The 294-nt window shown below is 34.7% G+C and carries 1 pseudogene; it reads right to left on the reverse strand.

The window, feature by feature from the left end:
* A pseudogene (locus LQ679_RS14980) lies at nucleotides 1-294 on the reverse strand (IS6-like element IS257 family transposase); the annotation flags it as partial.

Below are 294 nucleotides of genomic sequence, written 5' to 3' on the forward strand. Positions count from 1 at the left end.
TACCAAATTGTTTAATGAGACGTTTGATAAACGCATATGCTGAATGATTATCTCGTTGCTTACGCAACCAAATATCTAATGTATGTCCCTCTGCATCAATGGCACGATATAAATAGCTCCATTTTCCTTTTATTTTGATGTACGTCTCATCAATACGCCATTTGTAATAAGCTTTTTTATGCTTTTTCTTCCAAATTTGATACAAAATTGGGGCATATTCTTGAACCCAACGGTAGACCGTTGAATGATGAACGTTTACACCACGTTCCCTTAATATTTCAGATATATCACGAT

This window comes from Mammaliicoccus sp. I-M35 (assembly GCF_022386455.1).
GTDB classification, from domain to species: Bacteria; Bacillota; Bacilli; order Staphylococcales; family Staphylococcaceae; genus Mammaliicoccus; species Mammaliicoccus sciuri_A.